Annotated in this window: 3 protein-coding genes; 1 reads left to right on the forward strand and 2 read right to left on the reverse strand. The window is 64.9% G+C overall.

Features of this window, described 5'->3' with window-relative positions:
- Both EOA24_RS36600 and EOA24_RS36605 read right to left on the reverse strand, forming a co-directional pair.
- The coding region (locus EOA24_RS36600) for a TetR family transcriptional regulator (RefSeq protein ID WP_189354544.1) at window positions 1-154 on the reverse strand (154 nt) is incomplete at its 3' end.
- The gene (locus EOA24_RS36605) at window positions 151-1,023 is read right to left on the reverse strand and encodes a dimethylarginine dimethylaminohydrolase family protein (protein ID WP_127256774.1); all 873 of its coding nucleotides are present in this window, start codon (window positions 1,021-1,023) and stop codon (window positions 151-153) included. The genes EOA24_RS36600 and EOA24_RS36605, both read right to left, overlap by 4 nt.
- Before the next feature lie 210 nt (window positions 1,024-1,233).
- Between EOA24_RS36605 and EOA24_RS36610 the strand changes: the two genes are divergently transcribed.
- Window positions 1,234-1,803: ATP-binding cassette domain-containing protein (locus EOA24_RS36610; protein ID WP_127410748.1), on the forward strand; the 570-nt coding region annotated here is incomplete at its 3' end.

The raw sequence follows: 1,803 nt of genomic DNA on the forward strand, positions 1-1,803 counted from the left end.
GCCCGGCGGTGACGCCGGCGCGCAAGGCGATGGTGCGCACGGTGGCGCCCTCGAGGCCATGTTCCGCCACGCTGTCCAGGGTCGCATCTATCAAATCCTGCCGCCGCCGCTCCTCGCCCTCGCGGCGGAACTTGCGACGGGACGGCGCATTCATTGGCGCAGGATCGGCCGCGTCAGGCATGTCGGTCCACCTTCGCAGGCGATGCAGAGCGCATCCGCCTCGAAGATCTCAACCGTGCAGCCGGCGGCTTCCATCGCGGCTTTGGTCTTTGGAAAGCCGGCCACGGCAATGACCTTCAACGGGCTGGTCGGCAGCACGTTCAGGCTGAGGCCGTTGGACGCGGCGAACTCCTGCGCATCGCCTTCGACCAGGCGAATGCCGCGCGCCTTCAGCATCTGGTAGAACGGGGCCGGCAGAAGCGGCGAATAGACCAGCGCGAGGTCGTCGGCCAGCGGGCTGATCACCGACATCAGATGCAGGCAGGCCTCTTCGCCCTGCCACAGCGGCAGGTCGAAGCCGTAGACGGAAATGCCGAGCGGCGTCAGCAGGTTGGCAACCTGCTGGATGCCTTCCTGGTTGGTGCGCACGCCGCGCCCGATCGCCAGCGTGCGGGCATCCACCCATACGCAGTCGCCACCTTCGACCTGGCCGGGCGCCTCGACGCGGCCGAGGACCGGAATGCCCAGCCTTCTATAGGTCTCCTCATGCAGCGAAGGCTCTTTGGCACGCAACGGCTTGCCCATGGACAGGATCAGCGCGCCGCGATCGGTCACCAGCGATGGGTCATGCGTGAACACCGAATCCGCGAGACCGTCGGCCTTGTCCTCGATCCACTCGATTTCGGCACCCGAAGCCGCCACCAGTTCGGCAAGGACCACGTGCTGCATTGCTGCTTTCGCCGGGTCGAAACCCGGGCCATAGTGCCAGGCAGCCCTGTCGGCGCTGCGCATGGCGTTGGCCGCCGAACGCATCAGCACGCGCCGCAACGGCGCCGCCATGGACTGTGATCCGAAAGCGCTCATCGATGCCCTTCTAAGATGAAAAAAAGCGAAAAAATTTCATGAAAGGCTATTTATACACTTGCACAACAACGCCGCAAGTGCCGTAATGAGCGGGATTGACGGGCTCGCGCTGTCGGGTCCATGCTGAGGTCTGGAGTGGGCAGTGCAGCGTATGTTGATTAGCCGGATGGACGTTCGACGACCTGCCTTCGACCATAGAGAGGTTGCCCGGTGAGCGTGGCGGATGCCGCCCCAGTCCAATCCGGCAAGGCGCAGAGCGCCGCCGCCGAAGCCATCCATGTCGGGAACCTGCACAAGAAATTCGGCCAGCTCCATGTGCTGAAGGGCGTTTCGCTGTCGGCGCGCGACGGCGAGGTGGTCGCCATCATCGGCGGCTCCGGCTCCGGCAAATCGACGCTGTTGCGCTGCATCAACTGCCTTGAAAACCCGACCAGCGGCATCATCCGTGTCAATGGCGAGGAGATCAAGCTCAAGGCCGACAGCCACGGTCATACCGTTCCGGCCGACCGCCGGCAAATCGAGCGGATCCGCTCCCGGCTCGGCATGGTGTTCCAGAATTTCAACCTGTGGAGCCACATGACGCTGATCGAAAACGTCATCGAGGTTCCGGTGCATGTGCTCGGCGTCAAGCGCGACGAAGCGATCGCTCAGGCGGAGAAGCTGCTCGCCCGCGTCGGGCTCGCGGAGAAGCGCGACGTCTTTCCGGCCTTCCTGTCCGGCGGCCAGCAGCAGCGCGCCGCGATCGCCCGGGCGCTGGCGATCAACCCGCGCGTCATGCTG

It is taken from the genome of Mesorhizobium sp. M2A.F.Ca.ET.039.01.1.1 (assembly GCF_003998035.1).
Classification (GTDB): domain Bacteria; phylum Pseudomonadota; class Alphaproteobacteria; order Rhizobiales; family Rhizobiaceae; genus Mesorhizobium.

What these genes read in the sequence shown, in the direction of transcription:
- EOA24_RS36605 (WP_127256774.1), bottom strand. Translation starts at nt 1,023, where the DNA reads ATGAGCGCTTTCGGATCACAGTCCATGGCGGCGCCGTTGCGGCGCGTG.